The following is a 20,970-nucleotide window of genomic DNA, read 5'->3' as shown; positions in this document are numbered from 1 at the left end:
CGATCAGAGCCCGGCCGCCTCCGCGACGCCCACCGCGACGGCGAGGTCCTGCCAGGACATGCCGGAGCCCTTGAAGACGTTCGGCCGGTCCGTGGCCCGGACCCGCCCCCGCACGGCGTCGGCCAGGGGGACCAGATCGTCGGGCCGCAGCGCGCCCTCGCGGGCGGCGAGGACGACGTCGCCGCACTCGCGCATCGCGGTCGCGCGGTCCTCGACCACCACGAGCGCCCGGCCCATGAGACCGGCGTCGAGCTCGCGACGGTCGGGCTCGTGCGAGCCGATCGCCACGACGCACGCGCCGTCGCGGACCAGGGCACCGTCGAACAGCGGCTCTCCGGCCGACGTCGCGCACACCACGAGGTCGGCGCCGGCGACGTCGCCCGTGGTCCCCGCCCGGGCCGGGAGGCCGCGCGCGACCAGCGCCTCGACGGCGGCCGCGAGGCGCCCGGGGTCGCGGCCCACGAGCGCGACGTCGTCGAGCTCGCGCACCGCCGCCATCGCGACCGCGTGCTCGACGGCCTGCGGCCCGGTGCCGACGACGACCAGGCGCCGCGCGTCGGGCGCGGCGAGGTGGTCCGCCGCGACGGCCGAGGTCGCGGGCGTGCGCAGCTCGGTGAGCGCCGACCCGTCGATCTGCAGCCGCGGGGTGAGCGTGGCCGCGTCGAGCAGCAGGTAGGTCGCCTGGATGCGGGGCAGCCCCCGCGCGGGGTTGCCCGGGGCCACGGACGCGATCTTGACCCCGGCCCAGTCGCCCAGCACCGACGGCATGAGCAGCAGGTGCCCGGCGCCGGCGGCCACCGACGACCGCGCCGGGTCGTCGGCCGGGTCGAACCCGTCGCGCAGCGCCCCCTCGACCAGCCGCCGGGCGTCGGCGGGCCGGACCCGGCGACGGACCTCCTCGGCGGTGACGAACGGCAGCCCGGTCACGCGGCGACCCCCTCGCGCGCCTCGCGCGCCTCGATCCGGGCGCGCTCGAGCCGCACGACCCGGCCGGACAGGGAGACGGCGACGAGGGCGACGGCCGCGAGCCCCACCATGTAGACGGCGATCGGCCACCACGCGCCGTCGAACCGCGAGAGCAGCCAGGTCGCGAGGAGCGGCGCGGTACCGCCGGCCAGCGCGGCGCCGATCTGGTAGCCGAGCGTGACACCGGTGTAGCGGACCCGGGTGGTGAAGGTCTCGGACATCAGCGTGCCGAGGGTCGCCGTGACGGGCGGCCACACGATGCCCAGCCCGAGGACGACGGCGGCGTACACGGCCCAGTCGACGCGGAGGTCGAGCAGCAGGAAGAACGGCGCCGCGAAGAGCGCGATGAGCACCGTGCCGCCGAGGAAGACGGCGGGGCGGCCCAGCCTGTCGGAGAGCCGGCCCATCGCCAGGATCGCGAGCGTGCTGACGAACGCGGCGGCGCTCACCGCGTTGAGCACCACGGACTGCTCCATGCCGAGGGTGCCGGTCGCGTAGCTCACGACGAACGTGGCGAAGATGTAGAAGGGGCCGGTCTCGACCACCTTGGCGCCGACGGCGACGAGCACGGAGCGCCAGTGGTCGCGCAGCGTGTCCTTGATCGGCAGCTTGGCCACGTTGCCGCTCGCCTTGGCCTCCCGGAAGGCGGGGGTCTCGGCGAGGCCCTTGCGGATCCACAGGCCCACGAACACGAGCACCACCGACGCGATGAACGGCAGGCGCCAGCCCCAGGACTGGAACGCCCCGGACGGCAGCGCGCTGACCAGGGCGAACGCGATCGTCGAGAGCAGCATGCCGACGGTCACGCCCGTCTGCGGCACGGAGCCGAAGAATCCGCGGCGGTTCTTCGGCGCGTACTCGTAGGCCAGCAGCAGCGCGCCGCCCCACTCGCCGCCGATGGCGAGCCCCTGGATGATGCGGCAGAGGATGAGCAGCACGGGGGCGAGGACGCCGACCTGCGCGTACGTGGGCAGCAGGCCGATCGCGATGGTCGCGCCGCCCATGAGGGAGAGCGTGATGACCAGCGTCTTCTTGCGCCCGATCCTGTCGCCGATGTGCGAGAAGACGATCCCGCCGAACGGGCGGATGAAGAACGTCAGCGACAGCGACAGGTACGACAGCATCAGCGAGATCGCCGGGTCGTCCGTCGGGAAGAACTGCTCGTCGAAGATGAGGGCCGCCGCGGTGGCGTAGAGGAAGAAGTCGAACCACTCGATCGCGCTGCCGGAGAGGCTGCCGACCAGCACCCGGAGGTTGGTGGCCGGCTTCCCGACCGTGGACTGCTGCGAAGTCACGCGCCTGCTCCCGTCCGGCCCGCCACGTCACGGGCCTCGAATGGCGTGCAACGTACAATTGCACCTGGCGCCGGCGCAAGGGCCTTCTGCGTCGTGAGCAGCACCTATCCCGGTCAGCCGGCGTCCGCGGCGCCGGCGGCACGGGCCACCGAGGCCCCCGCAGCGCCGGAGCCCTGCCCCGACCAGACGTCGCGCACGTGCTGCAGGTGCCGGCGCATCCATGCCTCCGCGCCGGCCGCGTCGCCGGCCTCCAGGAGGTCGAGCAGCTCGTGGTGCTCGCGGATCGTGGCCACGAGACGGCCCTCCTCGTGCAGGCTCTGGAGCCCGAGCAGCCGCGACATCCCGCGCAGGCGGCGGACCTCCTGGACCAGACGCTCGTTCCCGGCGAGGGCCAGCACCTCGGTGTGGAACGCCGTGTCCGCCGCGACGAACTCCTGCAGCTCGCCGGCGGCCGCCGTCGCGTCGATGCGGTCCGCGAGCGGCCGCAGCGCCCGCACCTGGTCGGCCGTCGCCAGGGTCGCGACGCGCGCCACGGTCGGCGCCTCGATGAGCTCGCGGATCTGCAGGATCTCCTCGAGCGCGACGTCGCCGAGCTCCACGACGCGGTACCCCCGGTGCCGCAGCGTCTCGACCAGCCCCTCGCGGGTCAGCTCCATCATCGCCTCGCGCACCGGGGTGGCCGAGACGCCCAGCCGCTGGGCGAGGGCCGGGGCCGAGTAGATGGCGCCCGGCTCGAGCTCGCCGGCCACCATGGCCTCCCGCAACGTCACCAGCACGCGCGACCGGATGCTGTCGGGGACGTCCATCGACCCCAGGATCGACGGCCTGCCGCGGCCGCCCGCACCGGCGCTCATCTGCTGTCTCCTGGCCTCGACGTCACGGACGTGGCCAGGATGCCACGGGACCGCCGCGGGTGTGCGCAGAGCGGACACCCCCGGGCTCGGGGCCGGCCAGCCCGTCGGAGGGGTCGACGGGCCGGCCGGGGTCGGGACGACGGCGCCTGCCGTCGGGGGCGCCGTCCATGTGGTCAGCTCAGCCGAAGGTCACCTCCAGCGAGCCGTCCGCGGCGAAGGACCAGTCGAGGTCGCCCGCGTAGGCGCCGCAGGCGGAGCCGTCGGAGCCCGACCAGAACTGGTTGGTGCCGTCGTCGCTGCCGACGATCCGGTCGTTCGAGCCGCTGTCGCACGACACGTTGCCGCTGAACCGGTGGCTGCCCTCGTCGAAGGTGAAGTTGCGCTCGGCGTTGCCGATGCTGACGTTGCCGTCGATCGTCATCGAACCGGGGTTGCTGTTGTACGTGAACCCGTGCTTGCCGTTGTCCACGGCGAAGCTGTCGCGCACCACGTGGTCGACGCCGATGTCCTCGCCCCCGAGCTTGTAGCCGTTGCGGTCCCCGCTGCCGGCCTGCGAGCCGTCGGAGAGCGTGCCGTTCTCGTAGGCGAGCGAGTGCTCGATGGTCACGGCGCCGATGGGGCCGGTGTCGGTCTTGGTGTACAGGTCCCAGCCGTCGTCGATGTTGTGGTGCGACACCGCGTACCGGAACACGTTGCCCGGGCCGGAGGTGAGCTTGGCGGCGAAGCCGTCCGCGTCCTCGCCGTCGGAGTCGGCGTTGTCGTGCGACTCGGCGCTGAGGACGAGGTTGTTCGCGGGCCACTCGCTCTCCGGCGCGCCGGCCACGAGGCGCGACAGCTGCAGGCCCGTGTCGCGGTTGTACCGCGTCACGGTCCGCTCGACGACGTTGTTGCTGCCGCCGAGCAGGATGCCGTTGTCGCCGGCGTGCTGCACGACGATGCCGTACACGTGCCAGTAGTCGCCGCCGATGGCGAGCCCGCGGTTGGCGGAGTCCTCCGCCTGCGCGGAGAAGTCGAGCACCGGCGTCTCGCCCGGGTACGCCGACAGGAGGGTGCGCTCCGACGACGTGCCGTCGTTGCCCGGCTCGATCGTGAGCGTGTCGGCCAGGTCGTAGCGACCGCCGCGCAGGTAGACCGCCCCGCCCGGTTCCACGGCGGCGATCGCCGCGGCGATCGTCGTCGGGTCGGCCTCCGTGCCCGCCGCGCCGGCCGTGCCGTCGGGCGCCGCGTAGATCACCTCGCCGCTCGGGGTCGGCGGGTCGGTCGGCTCCGGGTCGGTCGGGTCGGTCGGCGGGTCCGTGGGCTCCGGGTCCGGGTCGGTCGACCCCTGGCCGGCGTACGTCTCGAGCTCGGCCACCTGCGGCGTGCCGGAGGCGCCGGTGATCTCGAGGTCGAGCTTGCTCAGCGTGGTCTCGGGCAGGTCGACCACGCCCGCGCCGTCACCGGACGCCAGCACGGAGCCGTCGTCGTGGTTGACGACGCGGAACCCGGTGATCGTGCCCTCCGAGCCGACCGCCTCGACGACGTTCACCTGCGACACGGTCTGCGGCGTCGCCCACTTCACGGACACGCGGCCCGTGGTGCCCGACGGCGACCAGAACGTGCTCAGGTTGCCGTCGACCACGTTGCCGAAGCTGGTGCCCGACGCCTTGGACGAGCCGTCCGCGCCCGCGCCCACGCTGAGGTTGGTGCCGCTCGGCGGGTCCGTGGGGTCGGTCGGCGGGTCGGTCGGGTCGGTCGGCGGGTCCGTGGGATCCGTCGGCGTCTGCGCCTCGCACGAGCCGTCGGACACCTTGAGGCCCTTGTTCGCCCCCGCGGTCGCGGCGACGACGTCGGGCACGCAGTCGGCGTCGTCGAGCGAGTAGTCGTAGGGGATGCTGACCGTCGTCGTGGACGTCGGGTTCGGGCCGGCCGGGGTGTTGTCCTCGCCCGGCTCCGACCAGGTGACGTTGTCGAAGGTGTTCCCGGCGACCTGCCAGTAGCCCGGCAGGTCGGTGTAGAACGTGCCGAGCACGTCCTTGGAGTCCTGGAAGTAGTTGTTGTCGACCTTCGCCTTGCCGCCGGCGCGGGCGTTGATGCCCGACTCGTGGATGTCGACGTAGTGGTTGTTGTAGATGTGGGCCGTCGCCCCGCGCAGCAGGGGGAGGCGCGAGTCGATGTTCTCGTAGAGGTTGTGGTGGTAGGTGACCGGCCCGTTGCCCAGGTCGCTGTCGCCCGACCCGACGAGGCCGCCGCGGCCGGAGCCTCGCAAGATGCTGTAGGAGAGCGTCACGTACGTCGTGTCGCCCTTCATGTCGAAGAGGCCGTCGTAGCCCTCGGACTCGCCGCCCGAGGCCTCGAGCGTCACGTGGTCCGCCCACACGTTCGACACGCCGGACTCCATGCCGATCGCGTCGCCGCCGTTGGACGTCGGGGAGCCCGACTTCTTGACGTTCTTGACCGTGACGTTCTGGATGATGATGTTGCTGGCCTCGCGGATGTGGATGCCCACCTGGTCGAACGTGGCGCCGCTGCCCACCCCGACGAGCGTGACGTTGCTGATCTGCTTCAGCTCGATCACCCCGTCGGCGGTGTTGCAGCTGTCTCCGGAGACCTTGCTCGTGTTGCCGTGGTTGATCGTGCCCTCGACCTGGATCGTGATCGGGGTGTCGGACGAGGCCCGGCCGCACAGGGCCTCGTGGATCTGGGTGCCGGTCGTCGCCCTCACGACGGCGCCACCGGCGCCGCCCGTCGTGCCGCCGTTCTGGGTGGCGAACCCGGTCGGGCCGCTCTCCACCGCCTGGGCGCCGGGGAGCGTCAGGGCGGTCACTCCGATCGCCGCGGCCAGGGACGTCGTCACCCCCGCCGCCAGGAGTCGTCGCGCTGCGTGCCGTCTCATCGTTGCTGCCTCACCTTCGTCGTCGAACGCGGGACTTGCAGACCGGTGCCGGGGCCGCTCCGCGCGGCGGAACGACGGCTGTCCGGACCCACATTGGTCACGAACAGATCACAGCAACCGGTTTCCTGACCGTAGGGGACCGGTTTCCCGCAGCGCAACCCCCAATGTCACCCGGCCCTCGAACCGGCGACGCGTTCGACGGGACGACAGGACGGCCGAACGTCAGGCGGCAGCCTCCGCAGAGCTCCGCGCCCACCCGGCCAGGAGGTCGGCCACCTGCACGCGGGGATCGCGGCGGGAGTCCACCTGCCGCACCCCGAGGAGGGGCGGAGGGGCGGGCGACACCGCCGCGGCGAGGGTGGCCGCCAGGACGGCGGTGCGCTGCCGCGTGAGCGCGCTCTGCTCGTCGTGCACGACGACGACCGAGCGGCCGCCGTCGCTCCACCGCAGCACCGTCTCGGCCAACGCCGGCACCAGCGGCTCGAGCGGCGGCGGGACGGCGGGGTCGGCGTCGAGCAGCCGGTCCAGGACGGCCACGACGCCGCGCCGGGTCACACCGGCCAGCTCCGGGACGCCCTCGGCCACGACGCCCGGGACCAGGGCGAGGAACCGGTCGACGGCGGTCCGGTCCGGCCGGCGCCGGTGCTTGAGGTGGGTCATCGCGACGAACGCGGCGAGGACGTCGCCCCGCTCCCGCAGGACGGCGACCGCGCGCCCGCGGTCGCGGCCGAGGCGCGTCCCGTCCACGTACGAGGGCTCGCCCGTGAGCAGGTCGAGCACCCGCCCCGCGACGTGGTCGCGCTTGTCCACGACGTGCACCGTCGAGCGGCCCGCCAGCTCGTCGAGGAACCACGCCACGGCCTCCGGCTGCCCCGGCCTCAGCAGCAGGTGGGCCTTGTGCTCCGCCGTCCGGCGATGGTTGAACCGCGACCGCAGCGTGCCGAGCACGGTCGCCGCCTCCTCGCGGGTGAGGTCCACCGCGGCGTGCGCGATCACAGGCGACGCCGGGTCCAGCAGGTTCGTCCCGGAGAACCCCGACTCGTCGCACGCGATCTCCACGACGGCGACGGGCCCGGACATGACGTCATCGTGGCCCGGGCGCCCGCCCGCCACCACCGGTCCGGGGCATGACACATGTCATGGCCGGGGCGTGCGATCGACACGGGAACCGGTGACACCGGGCACTACCAGGCCCTCCGGATCGCGGGTGGACTGGGTGCATCACCCGGCAAGCCCCCGACACCACCCGGAGCACCTCGTGAACCTCGTCGACACCTTCCAGGACCTGGTCGCCCAGGTCCCCGACCTCGTCCAGCCCTTGATCGTCGCTGTTGCGGCCATGGTCCCCTTCATCGAGGGGGAGGGCGGCGCGACCATCGGCATCCTCGGCGGCATCCACCCCGCCGTCGCGGCGGTCGCGGCGATGATCGGCAACTTCCTCGCCGTCACCGCCGTCGTGCTGGCCAGCGCCGGCGCCCGTGACGCGGTCGTGAACCGCCGTCGGGCCAAGGCCCGGCAGCGCAGCGCCGTCCTGGTGGGCTCCGGGTCCGCGCAGGACGCCGTCAGCACCGCCGAGCCGGCGGACGACCGCCGCGGCGCCCGCCGCGCGAAGTTCCAGCGCGCCTACGAGCGCTACGGCGTCCCCGGCGTCAGCCTCCTCGGCCCGCTGCTGCTGCCCACCCACTTCACCGCCTCGATGCTGGTGGCGTCCGGCGTCGGCAAGGCCCGCGTCCTCGTCTGGCAGGCCGTGGCGATCGTCGGCTGGACCACGGTCACCGCGTTCCTCGCCAGCCGGCTGCTGACGCTCGTGCACTGAGGGGTGTCAGCGCCGCACGTCGTAGACGAGCTTGACCACACCGTTCGCGTACGTGGCCGAGTCCCGCAACGCCAGGGTGCGGCGGTCCGCGCCCTTCGTGCCGAAGATCGTCTTCCCACCGGGGAGCAGGTACGGGAACATCAGCAGGTTGTAGCGGTCGACGAGGCTCGCCTCGCTCAGCCGCAGCGCGAGCTCCGCGCTCCCGTGGACGAAGATCGGGCCGCCGTCGGTCTGCTTGAGCGCGGCGACGTCCTGGGTGCTCCGCAGGATCGTCGTCGGTCCCCAACCGTCGACGAGGGCGTCGTCGTCCAGCGTCGTGGACACGACGAACTTCGGGAGGTCTCGGTACGCCGCGTGGTCGTCGGAGCCGGGCCAGACGGCCGAGAAGGCCTCGTAGCTGCGGCGGCCGAACATCAGGGCCGTCGTCTCCTCGAGCTCCTCGCTCTTCAGGGCGTACGCCTCGGGGACGAACTCGGTGTCGAACACCCAGCCACCGCCGGGGTGCCCCTCGCTCCTGCCACCGGGAGAGTCCACCGAGCCGTCGAGGGTGATGAAGCCGGTGTAGACGAGTTCACGTGCCATGGTTCCGCTCCTGCCGGGAGTGCCGTCACTGTCACCCCCAGGTCGAACGGGAGCGCCATGGATCGACACCCGCAGACCGCCATCATGGAGAAGGTCCCGGCCAGGAGAACCTGACCGGGACCTTCTCTTCACGTGCGCGAGGGGGGAGTTGAACCCCCACGCCCTCTCGGGCACACGGACCTGAACCGTGCGCGTCTGCCTATTCCGCCACTCGCGCGTGCCGCAGAAGATTAGCACGGCGCAGGGGGTGCTCCCCAATCGCCTGCTGAGGGCCCCGCGCACCCCGGGAACGGCCCGGTCCTGCGGCTGGCGGTGAGCGTGGCGGCCGTCACTCCGCCGTGACCTGCCGGTTCCGCTTCTACGCCGAGCGTTCGCAGGAAATCCACACCGCGCGGAGGAGTGGTGCTGCAGCGCTGCCTACGATCTAGATAGTCTGCCCGCGGACGTGTCGGGCCAACGAGAGGAGGTGGCATGGGCGCCCTGGATCGCTTCGAGAAGAGCGTGGAGCGCGTGATGAACAACGCGTTCGCGAAGGTGGGTCGCAACAGCGAGATCAAGCCGGTCGAGCTGGCGAGCCGCCTGCGGCGCGAGATCGACGACCGCGCTGCCGTCGTCGGGCGTGACCGCACGGTCGTGCCGAACGAGTTCACGATCGAGCTGTCGTCCGCGGACTTCTCGCAGATCGACGCCTGGGGTGCGGAGACGATGGCCGACGAGCTGGCCACGAACCTCACCGAGTACGCCGCCTCGCAGCACTACGCCTTCGTGGGCCCGGTCAGCGTGTCGTTCGAGGAGCACGAGGACCTGCCGGGCGGCCGCTTCCAGCTCCGCTCCGCGACCGTGCGCGGCAACGTCGCGCCCGCCACGTCGGCGGCGCCGTCCACGCGTCACCCCCTCATCGACATCGACGGCCAGCGCTACCTGCTCACCGGCCCCGTCACGGTCATCGGCCGCGACGCCGAGGCTGACATCGTGGTCGACGACCCGGGCGTCTCGCGCCGCCACCTGGAGATCCGCGTGACGCCGGAGGGCGTCGTCGCCACCGACCTCGGCTCCACGAACGGCCTGTTCGTCGAGGGCCACCAGGTGCCCGCGGCCACCCTGCTCGACGGCAACACCCTGACCATCGGCCGTACCCGCATCATGTTCTGGACCGGCAGCGCCTCGGGCCAGCAGAACGAAGGCTGGTGATCCCCCCAGGATGAGTGAGCTGACGATCACCCTGCTGCGGCTGGGCTACCTGGTGCTGCTCTGGGTGTTCGTGCTCTCGGCGATCGCGGTGCTGCGCCGCGACCTGGCGCCGCGCGGTGCCCCGCGCGCGTCCAAGGCCGAGCGCCGCCGCTCCGAGGCCGCGCCCGCCGCCGGTGCTCCGGCCGCCGCCGCGCCCGCGCCGGCCCGGCGCTCCGGCCCCACGCGCCTGGTCGTGACGACCGGCCCGCTGACCGGCACCACCCTCCCGCTGTCCTCGGCGTCGATCCTCATCGGCCGGTCGCCGGGCTGCACCCTCGTGCTCGACGACGACTACTCGTCGTCGCGGCACGCCCGCATCTTCCCGCAGGGCGACCAGTGGTACGTCGAGGACCTCGGGTCGACGAACGGCACCTTCATCGGGGACACCCAGGTGTCGGGACCGCAGCCGCTGGCGCCGGGTGTCGGCGTCCGGATCGGCCAGTCCGTCGTCGAGCTCCAGGGGTGACCGCTCCGTGACCCTCACCCTGCGCTACGCCGCGCGGTCCGACGTCGGGCTCGTGCGGTCCAACAACCAGGACTCCGCGTACGCCGGGCCGCACCTGCTGGTCGTCGCCGACGGCATGGGCGGGCACGCGGGCGGCGACGTGGCGTCGCGCCTCGCGATCGCCGCCCTCGCGCCGCTCGACCGCACCGAGCACGGCCCCGAGGAGGCGCTGACCGACCTCGAGCACACCGTGGAGCGCGCCCGGCAGGACCTGGTGCGCGCCAGCGACGCCGACCCGGAGCTGGTCGGCATGGGCACCACCGTCACCGCCCTGCTGCACACGGGCACCACCCTGGTGATGGCGCACCTCGGCGACTCGCGCGCCTACCTGCTGCGCGAGGGCCGCCTCACGCAGGTCACGGTGGACCACACCTTCGTGCAGCACCTGGTCGACACCGGCCGCATCTCGCCGGAGGAGGCGGAGCACCACCCGCAGCGCAACGTCGTCATGCGGGTGCTGGGCGACTTCGACGTCGACCTCACGCCCGACATGTCCGTGCGCGAGGCCCGCGCCGGCGACCGGTGGCTGCTCTGCTCCGACGGGCTGTCCGGGTTCGTCTCGCCCGAGCAGATCACCGAGGTGCTCACCGAGACGTCGGCGCCCGACGAGGCGGCCGACCTGCTCATCACGCTGTCCATGACGGCGGGCAGCACCGACAACATCACCGTCGTCGTCGCCGACGTCGTGGAGGATGACGACGCCCCCGCGGCCGAGGACGCGGCGTCGGCCCCGGTCGAGGGCGCGACGGTGCCGCAGGTCGTGGGCGCGGCCGCGACGGGCGAGCTGCCCGCCGTCCTCGCGACGCCGGCCGAGGACCCGGCCGACGACCCCGAGACCACCCCGCAGGGCGCGGCCGACGACGACCCGGACGACCCCGAGGACGACCCCGAGGACGACGCCGACGACGACGCCCGGCCCGCCCGCAAGCGCCGGCCGTGGATCACGGTGCTCGTGGTGCTCGTGGTGCTCGGCGGCGTCGGGTACGGCCTGTGGCGCGCGTACGGCTGGACGCAGCAGCAGTACTACGTCGGCGTCGCCGACGGCGAGGTCGCCGTCTTCCAGGGCATCCCGGCCAGCGCCGGCCCGCTGACCCTCTCCACCCCCGTGGAGCTCACCGGCACCCCGGTCTCCGACCTTCCGGACTACTGGGCGGACCGCCTCGACGGCTCCATCCGCGCGTCGTCCGAGGCCGAGGCCCGCGAGCGCGCGGACCGGCTCATCGCCGAGGCCGCGCCCGAGCCGACGCCGACTCCCACCCCCTCCCCGACCCCCTCGAGCACGCCGTCCGCGACCCCGTCACGGAACACGGCGACCACGACACCCGCGAAGCAGCCCGCCGACGCCACGACCGACAACAAGGCCGACGGGGGGTCGAAGGGGTGAGCGCCGCCGTCGAGACCCCCGCCGGGCGTACGGTCGAGCCCACCGAGCGCCGTCCCGCCCGTCTGGCCGAGCTGTTCCTGCTGATCCTCGCCCTGGCCGCGGGCATCAGCGCGTTCGCGATGGTCGGGCGCAGCGTCACGGGTGAGCTCCCCGCGGACTTCTGGGCCGTCAGCCTGCTCCTCGTCGGCATCGCCGCGGCCGCGCACGTCGTGCTGCGCCTGCGCGCACCGTGGGCCGACCAGGTGATCCTGCCCGCCGTCGTGCTGCTCAACGGCCTGGGGCTGGCGATGATCCTGCGCCTGCAGCTCGCGGGCACGAAGGGCGCCGACGCCTGGTCGCAGATGATGTACACCGCGCTCGGCGCGGTGGTCGCGATCCTCGTCGTCTGGTTCCTGCGCGACCATCGCTGGATCCGGCGCCTCACGTACACGGCGATGCTGGTGGGCCTCGTGCTCGTCGTGCTGCCGCTCATGCCCGTCATCGGCCGCGAGATCAACGGCGCGCGGATCTGGATCAACATCGGCTTCTCGGTGCAGCCCGCCGAGTTCGCGAAGATCGCGTTCGCGATCTTCTTCGCCGGCTACCTCGTCGCCAACCGCGACACCCTCGCGCTGGCAGGCAAGAAGGTGCTCGGCCTGCAGCTGCCGCGCATCCGCGACCTCGGCCCGATCCTCATCGTGTGGGGCGCGTCGCTGGCCGTCCTCGTCTTCGAGCGCGACCTGGGCACCTCGCTGCTGTTCTTCGGGCTGTTCGTCGCGATGCTGTACCTCGCCACCGAGCGGTTCAGCTGGGTGCTCATCGGTCTCGTGCTGTTCGCGGCCGGCGCCCTCGTCGCGGCGAGCGTGTTCCCGCACGTCGGCGCGCGCATGGACGTGTGGCTGCACCCGTTCGACAACGACCTGTACAACGCGCCCGGCGGGTCGTACCAGATCGTCCAGGGCACGTTCGCGCTGGCCGCGGGCGGCCTGTTCGGCACGGGCTGGGGCGAGGGCTACCCGTACCTCGTGCCGTACGCGTTCTCCGACTTCATCTACTCCTCGCTCGGCGAGGAGCTGGGCCTCACGGGCCTGCTCGCCATCCTGCTGACGTACCTGCTCGTCGTGCAGCGCGGCCTGCGGACGGCGGTCGCGGTGCGCGACGGCTTCGGCAAGCTGCTGGCCGGCGGTCTCGCGTTCGTCATGGCGCTGCAGCTGTTCGTCGTGGTCGGCGGCATCACCCGTCTCATCCCGCTCACCGGCCTGACCCTGCCGTTCATGGCGCAGGGCGGGTCGTCGCTCGTGGCCAACTGGATCGTGATCGCGCTGCTGCTGCGGATCTCCGACAACGCGCGGCGACCGTCGGCCCTGCCCGTCCGCGGCACGGTCGCGCAGGGCGGCGCCATGCACGACCCGATCGTGGTCGGCGCGCACGACGGGACGACGCCGGGCGGTGGTGTCCCCGTCCGCCGGTCGGCCACGGACGCGCCGTCCCGCGGGTCGACGCCGTCGCACCCCACCGAAGCGATCAGCGGCCCGCTCGACCCGCGCCGCGACGATCCCCGAGGAACGACTGGAGGTGAGCACCTGTGAACACGACCCTGCGCCGGCTCGCGAGCGTCGTCATGGTCATGTTCCTGGCGCTCATGGTGTCGACCACGTGGATCCAGTTCTTCCACGCCGACGAGCTGAACAGCGACACCCGCAACATCCGCTCGATCTACGCCGAGTACGGGCGCGCCCGCGGCCCGATCGTCGTGGGCGGCGAGGCGGTCGCGCTGTCCAAGCCCGTCGACGACGAGTTCGGGTACCAGCGCGAGTACACGAACGGCAGGCTGTACGCGCCGCTGACCGGCTTCTTCTCGCTCGCCAACGGCACGACGGCGATCGAGCACGCGGAGAACGACTACCTCAACGGGCAGGCCGACGCCCTGTGGGTGGACCGGCTGCAGAACCTGCTCACCGGTCGTGACCCGGAGGGCTCCTCGGTGGAGCTCACCATCGACCCGAAGGCGCAGCAGGCCGCCTGGGACGCGCTCGGCGACCAGCGGGGTGCCGTCGTCGCCCTCGACCCGAAGACGGGCGCGATCCTCGCCCTGGTGGCCAAGCCGACGTTCGACCCGAACGACCTCGCGTCGCACTCCACCAAGGAGGCGGGCGAGGCGTACACCGACCTGCTCAACGACGACTCCAGGCCACTGATCAGCCGCGCCACCGCCGAGGTCTACCCGCCCGGGTCGACGTTCAAGCTCATCACCACCGCGGCCGCGCTCGAGAGCGGCGACTACAAGCCGTCGACCGTGATCCCCGCGCCGTCCTCGTACACCCTGACGGGCACCAGCACCCAGGTCGGCAACTTCGCCGGCACGTCGTGCGCCTCGGCGGGGGAGATGACCCTGGCGGACGCGCTCCGGATCTCGTGCAACACCGCGTTCCTCGGCCTGAGCGGCGAGCTCGGTGCCGACGCGATGGACGAGCAGGCCGAGAAGTTCGGGTTCGGCAAGTCCGTCGACATCCCGTTCAAGGCCGCCGCCAGCCGGTACGACGAGGACCCGGACGCCATGAACACGGCGCAGGTGGAGCTGTCGGGCATCGGTCAGGGCAGCGTCGTCGCGACACCGCTGCAGGTGGCCATGGTCTCCGCCGCGATCGCGAACGGCGGCGAGGTCATGCAGCCGTACTCGGTGGACACGGTGCGCGACCCGCAGCTCGAGGTGGTCCGCCAGACGTCGCCCACCAGCTTGGGCCGCGCCGTCTCGGACGAGACCGCCGGCCAGCTCACCGACATGATGAAGAGCGTCGTGGAGTCCGGCTCGGGCACCAGCGCTCAGATCCCGGGCGTCCAGGTGGCCGGCAAGACGGGCACCGCGCAGTGGGGCGACACGTCGAAGACGGACCCGCACGTCTGGTTCACCGGCTTCGCCCCCGCCGACGACCCGCAGGTCGCCGTGGCCGTCGTCGTGGAGAGCGGCGGCGACCTGGGCGGCCAGGCCACCGGCGGCTCCGTCTCCGCGCCGATCGCGAAGGCCGTGATGGAAGCGGTGCTGAACGGATGAGGCCGACGACGGGGCTCGCGCTCGGCAAGCGGTACCGCCTCACGCGCCGCATCGCGATCGGCGGCATGGGCGAGGTCTGGGTGGCCGACGACGGCTACCTGGGCCGCGAGGTCGCCGTGAAGGTGCTCCGCGAGGAGTACACCGGCAACGAGGACTTCCTGCGCCGCCTGCGCACCGAGGCCCGCAACAGCGCCGCCCTGTCCCACCCGAACATCGCCCAGATGTACGACTACGGCGAGCAGGACGGCGCCGGCTTCCTCGTCATGGAGCTCGTGCTGGGCGAGCCGCTGGCCGACCTGCTGGAGCGCGAGCCCGTCGTCGCGCCCCGCAAGCTGCTGCCGATCCTCGCGGCCACGGCGCGGGGCCTGCACCATGCGCACCTCGCCAAGGTGGTGCACCGCGACGTCAAGCCCGGCAACATCCTGCTGGAGCACGGCGGCAGCGTGAAGATCACCGACTTCGGCGTCTCCCTCGCGGCCAACCAAGCCCCGATGACGGCCACCGGCATGGTCATGGGCACCGCGCAGTACCTGTCGCCCGAGCAGGCGGTGGGGCAGCCCGCGACGGCGGCGTCCGACGTCTACGCGCTCGGCGTCGTCGCGTACGAGGCGACGGCGGGCAAGCGCCCGTTCACGGGCTCGACGCCGGTCGACATCGCCGTGGCACACGTCAACGCGCCGGTGCCGCCCCTGCCCACGCACGTGCACCCGGGCCTCGCGGACGTCATCGGGCGCATGCTCGAGAAGGACCCGTCGCGCCGGCCCGAGTCGGCCGCCGCCCTCGCGGGGGAGCTGGAGTCGCTCGCCCGCGAGATCGCGGAGGACCCGCTCGGCGCCCGGTCCCGGTCGGCGCGCCGCGCCGCGGCCGCGCGGCAGGGCGCCCGGCCCGCACGTGCCGTCCCGGCGCACGCCGCGCCCACGACGCCGCGCCCCTCGGGTCCGGCGAGCCCCGCCGTCCCCGCCGGGCCGACCAGCCCCGCCTCGCCGCCGTCGGCCGCGCTGCCGGTCGCGTGGGCGGCGGTCACGCCGTCCGAGGACGAGCGCGCGACGTCCCCCGAGCCCGCACCCCAGGGCGACGAGCCCCCGCAGACGCCGGTCGACGGCGTCGCCGCCGGGCGCGCCTACCCGCTGCGCCGCGAGGTGCGCGCCGGCGCCCACGACTCCCGCCGTCCTCCGGTGCGCAAGCCCCAGCCGACCGGCACCCGCAGCCGTTCGTCCTCCCGGTCCGCCCCCGAGGCGAAGACCGCGCGCCGGACGTCGACATCGACGGGCCAGCGCTTCGGCCCGCTCGGTCGCCTCTCCTGGCCGCTGCTCGCGCTGCTCGGCCTCCTCGTCGTCCTGCTGCTCGCCACCCTCGTGCAGGCCATGGCGGCCGACGCCGAGGGTCAGGCCGCGGCCCTCCTGGCGGTGCCGGCCCTCGCGCTCTCCCGCCCCTCCCGCACGGGTGCGCGTCCCTCCTCTGGGATGATGCTCCGAGACACGCCGCGCGCCCCGCGCGCGGCCATGACCGAGAAGGACTTCTGAGTGGTGGACAACACGCCCCGGGTACTCGCCGGCCGTTACGAGGTCGGTGAGCTCATCGGCCGCGGCGGCATGGCCGAGGTGCACATCGGGCACGACACGCGCCTGGGTCGCACTGTCGCGATCAAGGTGCTGCGGTCCGACCTCGCCCGCGACCCGTCCTTCCTGGCGCGGTTCCGCCGCGAGGCCCAGTCGGCCGCCGCGCTGAACCACCCCGCCATCGTCGCCGTCTACGACACGGGCGAGGACACGCACACGGACACGCAGGGCGCGTCCGTGCACGTCCCGTTCATCGTCATGGAGTACGTCGAGGGCCACACGGTCCGCGACATCCTGCAGGACGGCGCGGCCGTGCCGATCGAGGAGGCCGTGGAGATCACGGCGGGCATCCTCAGCGCGCTGGAGTACTCGCACCAGGCCGGCATCGTGCACCGCGACATCAAGCCCGCCAACGTGATGATCACGCCCACCGGCGCGGTCAAGGTGATGGACTTCGGTATCGCCCGCGCGATGGCGGACTCCGCGGCGACGATGACGCAGACGCACGCCGTCATCGGCACCGCCCAGTACCTGTCGCCGGAGCAGGCACGCGGCGAGACGGTGGACACCCGCAGCGACCTGTACTCCACGGGCTGCGTGCTGTTCGAGCTGCTCACCGGGCGACCGCCGTTCATCGGCGACTCCCCGGTCGCGGTGGCGTACCAGCACGTCGGACAGGCGCCGCAGCGCCCCAGCGAGCTTGCGTCCGACGTGCCCGAGGTGCTCGACCGCATCGTGCTCAAGGCCCTCACCAAGGACCGCGACGCCCGCTACTCGACGGCCGCGGAGTTCCGGGCCGACCTCGAGACCGCGCTGCGCGGCGGCGACGTCACCGCGCCGCTGATCGGCCCGGCCGCGGCCGGCGCCGCCGCGACGCAGGTCATGGGCCAGCCCCAGGGCACGCAGGTGATGGACCCCGCGAGCACGTCGCAGTGGGGCACCACCGGGGTCCAGGGCACGAACGGCGAGCCCGACGACGAGAAGAAGAGCCGCAAGGGGCTCATGTGGACGCTCATCGCGATCGGCGTCGTCGCGCTGGCCGCGATCATCACGTTCCTCGTGATGAACGGGGCCGAGGCCAAGACGAGCGTGCCCGAGCTCCAGTCCAACGTCACCCCCGCCGAGGCAGAGCGGGAGATCACGGCCGCCGGCCTCGTCTACGAGCAGGCCATGGACACCGAGTCCACCGAGCCCGAGAACACCTTCCTCGAGCAGAGCCCCGCCGGCGGCACCGAGGTGGACCGCGGGACCACCGTCATCGTGACGTTCTCCGCGGGCCCCGACACCGTCGCGGTGCCCGACCTCGCGGGCATGACCGAGGACGAGGCCGCAGAGGAGCTCGAGGAGGCCAACCTCACGCTCGGCGACGTGTCGCAGGGACGCAGCAAGGACGTCGAGGAGGGTCGCGTCATCGAGTCCGACCCCGGCGAGGGTCAGGCGGTGAGCGAGGGCTCCTCGGTCGACATCGTCGTCTCGGACGGCCGGGTCGAGCTGCCGAACCTCGTGGGCAGGTCGGAGCAGCAGGCCAAGGACGCGCTGACCGAGCTCGGCCTGAGCAACTCCACGAGCACCGAGGAGAGCGACCAGAAGCCCGGCACCGTCATCCGGCAGAGCCCCCAGGCGGGCAACGTCCCCCAGGGCAGCTCGGTCGACCTCGTCATCGCCAAGGAGAAGGCCCCGGAGATGACGACGGTGCCGAACGTCGTGGGACAGTCGGCCGCCGAGGCCCAGGCGGCCATCACCGGCGCCGACCTGAGCCCGCAGATCACCTACGAGCCGTCGGACGACGTGCCCAACGGCTTCGTGATCTCGCAGGACCCGGAGGGCGGCGAGGCCGAGGTCGGGTCGAACGTCGCCATCGTGGTGTCCAGCGGCCCGGAGGCGGGGGAGACGCCGCCCTCGGGCGAGCCGTCCGACGAGCCCACGGACGGTGAGACGGACGCCGGCGACCCGCTCGGCATCCTCCCCGACGGCGACGAGTAGCGGCCGGCGTCAGCCCTGGTGCACCAGCGGCGCCATGCCGCGCGACCGCTCCACCGCGGCGTCGTCGCCGCACACGGCGAGCCAGTTGGCGAGCAGCCGGTGCCCGCCCTCGGTGAGCACGGACTCGGGGTGGAACTGCACGCCGTGCAGCGGCAGCTCGCGGTGCTGCAGGCCCATGACGACGCCGCTCGCCGTCGCGCCGGTCACCTCGAGCTCGGCGGGCACGCTCTCCGGGAGCACCGCGAGCGAGTGGTAGCGCGTGGCCGTGAACGGCGACGCGAGGCCGTCGAGCACGCCCTCGCCGTCGTGCTCCACGAGGCTGGTCTTGCCGTGCATGAGCTCCGGCGCGTGCGCCACGGTGGCGCCGTACACCTCCGCCAGGGCCTGGTGGCCCAGGCAGACGCCGAGCATCGGCGTGCGGGACCGGGCGCAGGCGCGGATGACGTCCTCCGACGAGCCGGCCTCCTTCGGGGTGCCCGGGCCGGGGGAGACGAGCACGCCGTCGAAGGGCGCGCCGTCCGCGTCGTGGAAGACGCCGTCCGCGTCGGGCTCGGGCACCGCGTCGTTGCGCACGACGACGGTGCGCGCGCCGAGCTGGTCCAGGTAGCCGACGATCGTGTAGACGAACGAGTCGTAGTTGTCGACCACGAGGATCCGCGGGCCGCGGGCGGTGCTGGTCATCGAGTGCTCCTGGTGGTGGCGGCGGTCACGAGAACACGTCCGTGCCGGCGGGGACGGTGGCGAACTTCATCTCGGAGCTGCCGGTGTACGCGGGCAGCTCCAGCGTGCCCGCGTCCTTGACCGACCACCCGAGGGCGACCCAGTCGACGTACTGCTGGTAGATCGCCACGCCCGGGTCCGCGTCCAGAGACGCCCGGAGCTGGTCCGGGTCGCCCACGGCCTCGATCACGTACGGCGGGGAGAAGACCTTGCCGTGCAGCAGCAGGATGTTTCCCGAGCAGCGGAACGCCGACGTGGCGGTGACGCGCTCGCCCTGCAGCGTCATCGCCTCGGCCCCGCCCGCCCACAGCGCGTTGATCACGTGCTGCACGTCCTGCTGGTGCACGACCAGGTCGTCCGGCCGCACCCCGGCGATCGACTGGCTGGACGCCGGCGCGTCGTCGAGCGCCACGCGCAGCCCGGGCCCCGAGACGGGCGCGGCGCCGGTGACGACCGACTCGTCGGCGACGAGGTCGGCGCTCCGCGTGGGCAGGTCCGTGCCGACCTGCTCGCCGAGGTCGTCGATCTGCGCCTCGAGCTCGTTCATCCGGTCGGTGAGGTCGGCGACGCGGTCGGACTCCGTGGTGACGAGCTCGGCGAGGTCCTGCGGGTCGCGCCCGTCCTTGGTGTCCGCGAGCTGCGCGCTGGCGGTGAACAGGAGCCCGGACGCGGCGAGGACGCACGCGACGGTCGCGCTCTGGCGCAGTCGGCGGTTCATCGGCGCTCCTGTCGGTCCCTGCTGTCCTTCTCGAGCCTGCTGACGACTACGCTAGTCGACAGAATCGCCGACGGTGGCGGGCATCCGGCCCGCGGCCGCCGCCCACACCGTCCGGACAGGAGATCTCCCCGTGCCCGAGTCGAAGTCCCGCAAGAAGAAGAGCACGCCCGCCGACCAGCCGGCCGCGCCGAAGGCCAAGCCGCAGGGCAACCCGCGCTGGCTGGTGCCGACGATGCTCACGCTCATGCTGCTGGGCCTCGCGTGGATCGTCCTGTACTACCTCACGGCGCAGGGGCTGGGGCTGCCGATCCCGGCGCTCGGGGCCTGGAACCTCGCCGTCGGCTTCGTGCTCATCATCGCGGGCTTCGGGCTCACCACCCGCTGGCGCTGACGACGGCACCGACAACGACGCCGACGCGCGGACTTCCACCCGTGTAGTTCGTTCCACACCTGTGGACAACCCTGTGGGCGGCGTTCAGAGCATCCCCACCGAGGCGTACTTCCACAGGGTCGCGGCGACGAGGACGACGGCCACTCCCGCCGGGAGCAGCCACCCCACGAGCTTCTGTCGCTCGCGCGGCGCGAAGGCGAAACCGGCCCCCATCGCCAGACCGACCACCAGGCCGCCGAGATGCGCCTGCCAGGCGATCCCCCCGACGAAGAACGGGATCGCCATGTTGATGGCGATGAGCACGAGGATCTGCGTCGCGCTGCGCCCGGTGCGTCGCAGCACGGGGATGATCGCGCCGAACAGGCCGAAGACGGCGCCGGAAGCGCCGACGACGGCGGTGACCCAGGAGTAGCTGTACGGGTCGGCGAGCAGCAGGTAGCCGACGGACCCCGCGATCGCGGACAGCACGTAGAGCGCGATGAACCGGCCCCGCCCGAACGCCTGCTCGAGGAACGGGCCGGTGAGCCACAGCGCGTACATGTTGAAGAGGATGTGCAGCGGGCTGGTCGAGTGCAGGAACGCGGCGGTGAGGAACCGCCACGGCTCCGCGAGGCCCACGGACGGGGCGAACGCCCAGCGCTGGGTCCACTCACCCCCCGTGGCGAGCTGCAGCACCCAGCTCACCACGCACAGCGCGACGATCGCCAGCGTGACGACCGGCCGGCCGCCGCGCACCGTGCCGCCGAACATCGTCCGCGCGCTCGGCACCGCGCGCGACGCCTCCTTGACGCAGTCGACGCACTGGATCCCGACCGCCGCGGGCCGCTGGCACTCCGGGCACGTCGGCCGGCCGCAGCGCTGGCAGCGCACGTAGGAGACGCGGTCCGGGTGCCGCGGGCACACCGGCGGAGCACCGGCGGGCTGCCCGAACTGCGGGGGAGTCGGTGTCGAGATGGGTCAGCCCTCCGTGAGCCGAGAGAAAGGTCGGGGTCGAGAACCTCGTCGCAGTCCTATCTTTCCCGAAGTGGAGCGCCCCCTGGGGCGCGTGAACGGGACTGCGA

The 20,970-nt window shown here is 73.0% G+C and carries 18 protein-coding genes and 1 tRNA gene; 9 read left to right on the top strand and 10 right to left on the bottom strand.

Translation table 11 applies throughout. From position 1 onward, the window contains the following. Nucleotides 1-3: 3 nt before the first annotated feature. The 5 genes from ACFUVW_RS03340 to ACFUVW_RS03320 all read right to left on the bottom strand — a co-directional run bounded on the left by ACFUVW_RS03340 (nt 4) and on the right by ACFUVW_RS03320 (nt 7,070). Nucleotides 4-927: an ornithine cyclodeaminase family protein gene (locus tag ACFUVW_RS03340; RefSeq protein ID WP_430569930.1), complete on the bottom strand. Its 924-nt coding sequence runs from the start codon at nt 925-927 to the stop codon at nt 4-6. Continuing rightward, complete coding sequence (locus tag ACFUVW_RS03335) at nt 924-2,261, bottom strand: MFS transporter (protein ID WP_430569929.1); 1,338 nt, start codon at nt 2,259-2,261, stop codon at nt 924-926. Before ACFUVW_RS03335 ends, ACFUVW_RS03340 begins: the two co-directional genes overlap by 4 nt. Before the next feature lie 113 nt (nt 2,262-2,374). Then, a complete protein-coding gene (locus ACFUVW_RS03330) occupies nt 2,375-3,115 on the bottom strand; it encodes a GntR family transcriptional regulator (protein WP_430569928.1) in 741 nt (246 codons plus the stop codon). A gap of 178 nt (nt 3,116-3,293) precedes the next feature. After that, nucleotides 3,294-5,990 (bottom strand): polysaccharide lyase family 1 protein, encoded by a 2,697-nt coding sequence (locus tag ACFUVW_RS03325; protein ID WP_430569927.1) that lies wholly within the window; start codon nt 5,988-5,990, stop codon nt 3,294-3,296. A 222-nt stretch (nt 5,991-6,212) separates the two neighbouring features. Beyond that, nucleotides 6,213-7,070 carry a hypothetical protein gene (locus ACFUVW_RS03320; RefSeq protein WP_430569926.1) on the bottom strand — a complete coding sequence of 286 codons (858 nt, stop codon included), beginning with the start codon at nt 7,068-7,070 and terminating at the stop codon, nt 6,213-6,215. Nucleotides 7,071-7,248: 178 nt separating this feature from the next. On the opposite strand from ACFUVW_RS03320, the gene ACFUVW_RS03315 reads away from it, so the two are divergent. After that, nucleotides 7,249-7,806: a small multidrug efflux protein gene (locus ACFUVW_RS03315; RefSeq protein ID WP_430569925.1), complete on the top strand. Its 558-nt coding sequence runs from the start codon at nt 7,249-7,251 to the stop codon at nt 7,804-7,806. A 6-nt stretch (nt 7,807-7,812) separates the two neighbouring features. On the opposite strand, the gene ACFUVW_RS03310 is transcribed toward ACFUVW_RS03315, so the two are convergent. Continuing rightward, nucleotides 7,813-8,388 carry a dihydrofolate reductase family protein gene (locus ACFUVW_RS03310; protein WP_430569924.1) on the bottom strand — a complete coding sequence of 192 codons (576 nt, stop codon included), beginning with the start codon at nt 8,386-8,388 and terminating at the stop codon, nt 7,813-7,815. Between the two features lie 133 nt (nt 8,389-8,521). After that, nucleotides 8,522-8,605, bottom strand: a tRNA-Leu gene (locus tag ACFUVW_RS03305). Between the two features lie 254 nt (nt 8,606-8,859). On the opposite strand from ACFUVW_RS03305, the gene ACFUVW_RS03300 reads away from it, so the two are divergent. Genes ACFUVW_RS03300 through pknB form a run of 7 tightly spaced genes read left to right on the top strand, consistent with a single transcriptional unit; the run spans nt 8,860 to nt 18,080 of the window. After that, entirely contained in the window at nt 8,860-9,579 is a 720-nt protein-coding gene (locus ACFUVW_RS03300) for an FhaA domain-containing protein (protein WP_430569923.1), read from the top strand. A 10-nt stretch (nt 9,580-9,589) separates the two neighbouring features. Next, nucleotides 9,590-10,084, top strand: a complete 495-nt coding sequence (locus tag ACFUVW_RS03295; protein WP_430569922.1) for an FHA domain-containing protein — start codon at nt 9,590-9,592, stop codon at nt 10,082-10,084. A gap of 7 nt (nt 10,085-10,091) precedes the next feature. After that, complete coding sequence (locus tag ACFUVW_RS03290; protein ID WP_430569921.1) at nt 10,092-11,507, top strand: Stp1/IreP family PP2C-type Ser/Thr phosphatase; 1,416 nt, start codon at nt 10,092-10,094, stop codon at nt 11,505-11,507. Beyond that, a complete protein-coding gene (locus ACFUVW_RS03285) occupies nt 11,504-13,075 on the top strand; it encodes an FtsW/RodA/SpoVE family cell cycle protein (RefSeq protein ID WP_430569920.1) in 1,572 nt (523 codons plus the stop codon). Before ACFUVW_RS03290 ends, ACFUVW_RS03285 begins: the two co-directional genes overlap by 4 nt. After that, nucleotides 13,072-14,538 carry a peptidoglycan D,D-transpeptidase FtsI family protein gene (locus ACFUVW_RS03280; protein ID WP_430569919.1) on the top strand — a complete coding sequence of 489 codons (1,467 nt, stop codon included), beginning with the start codon at nt 13,072-13,074 and terminating at the stop codon, nt 14,536-14,538. The genes ACFUVW_RS03285 and ACFUVW_RS03280 overlap by 4 nt, the downstream gene beginning before the upstream one ends. Continuing rightward, on the top strand, nt 14,535-16,061 hold the full coding sequence (locus tag ACFUVW_RS03275) for a protein kinase (protein ID WP_430569918.1): 1,527 nt from the start codon (nt 14,535-14,537) through the stop codon (nt 16,059-16,061). The genes ACFUVW_RS03280 and ACFUVW_RS03275 overlap by 4 nt, the downstream gene beginning before the upstream one ends. After that, nucleotides 16,062-18,080, top strand: a complete 2,019-nt coding sequence (gene pknB, locus ACFUVW_RS03270; RefSeq protein WP_430569917.1) for a Stk1 family PASTA domain-containing Ser/Thr kinase — start codon at nt 16,062-16,064, stop codon at nt 18,078-18,080. It begins immediately after the preceding gene. A gap of 9 nt (nt 18,081-18,089) precedes the next feature. On the opposite strand, the gene ACFUVW_RS03265 is transcribed toward pknB, so the two are convergent. Both ACFUVW_RS03265 and ACFUVW_RS03260 read right to left on the bottom strand, forming a co-directional pair. After that, a complete protein-coding gene (locus ACFUVW_RS03265) occupies nt 18,090-18,761 on the bottom strand; it encodes an aminodeoxychorismate/anthranilate synthase component II (protein ID WP_430569916.1) in 672 nt (223 codons plus the stop codon). A gap of 25 nt (nt 18,762-18,786) precedes the next feature. Further along, complete coding sequence (locus tag ACFUVW_RS03260) at nt 18,787-19,518, bottom strand: DUF881 domain-containing protein (RefSeq protein WP_430569915.1); 732 nt, start codon at nt 19,516-19,518, stop codon at nt 18,787-18,789. Nucleotides 19,519-19,648: 130 nt separating this feature from the next. Here ACFUVW_RS03260 and ACFUVW_RS03255 point away from each other — a divergent pair, with 130 nt between their 5' ends. After that, a complete protein-coding gene (locus ACFUVW_RS03255) occupies nt 19,649-19,909 on the top strand; it encodes a cell division protein CrgA (RefSeq protein WP_430569914.1) in 261 nt (86 codons plus the stop codon). Between the two features lie 84 nt (nt 19,910-19,993). Here ACFUVW_RS03255 and ACFUVW_RS03250 read toward each other — a convergent pair whose 3' ends face one another. Continuing rightward, the gene (locus tag ACFUVW_RS03250) at nt 19,994-20,677 is read right to left on the bottom strand and encodes a rhomboid family intramembrane serine protease (RefSeq protein WP_430569913.1); all 684 of its coding nucleotides are present in this window, start codon (nt 20,675-20,677) and stop codon (nt 19,994-19,996) included. Nucleotides 20,678-20,970: the final 293 nt, after the last annotated feature.

The sequence above is a fragment of the Isoptericola sp. NPDC057391 genome, assembly GCF_042668085.1.
Classification (GTDB): Bacteria; Actinomycetota; Actinomycetes; order Actinomycetales; family Cellulomonadaceae; genus Isoptericola.
The sequence above is the reverse complement of the archived record's forward strand: the minus strand, read 5'-3'. Positions and strand labels throughout refer to the sequence as shown.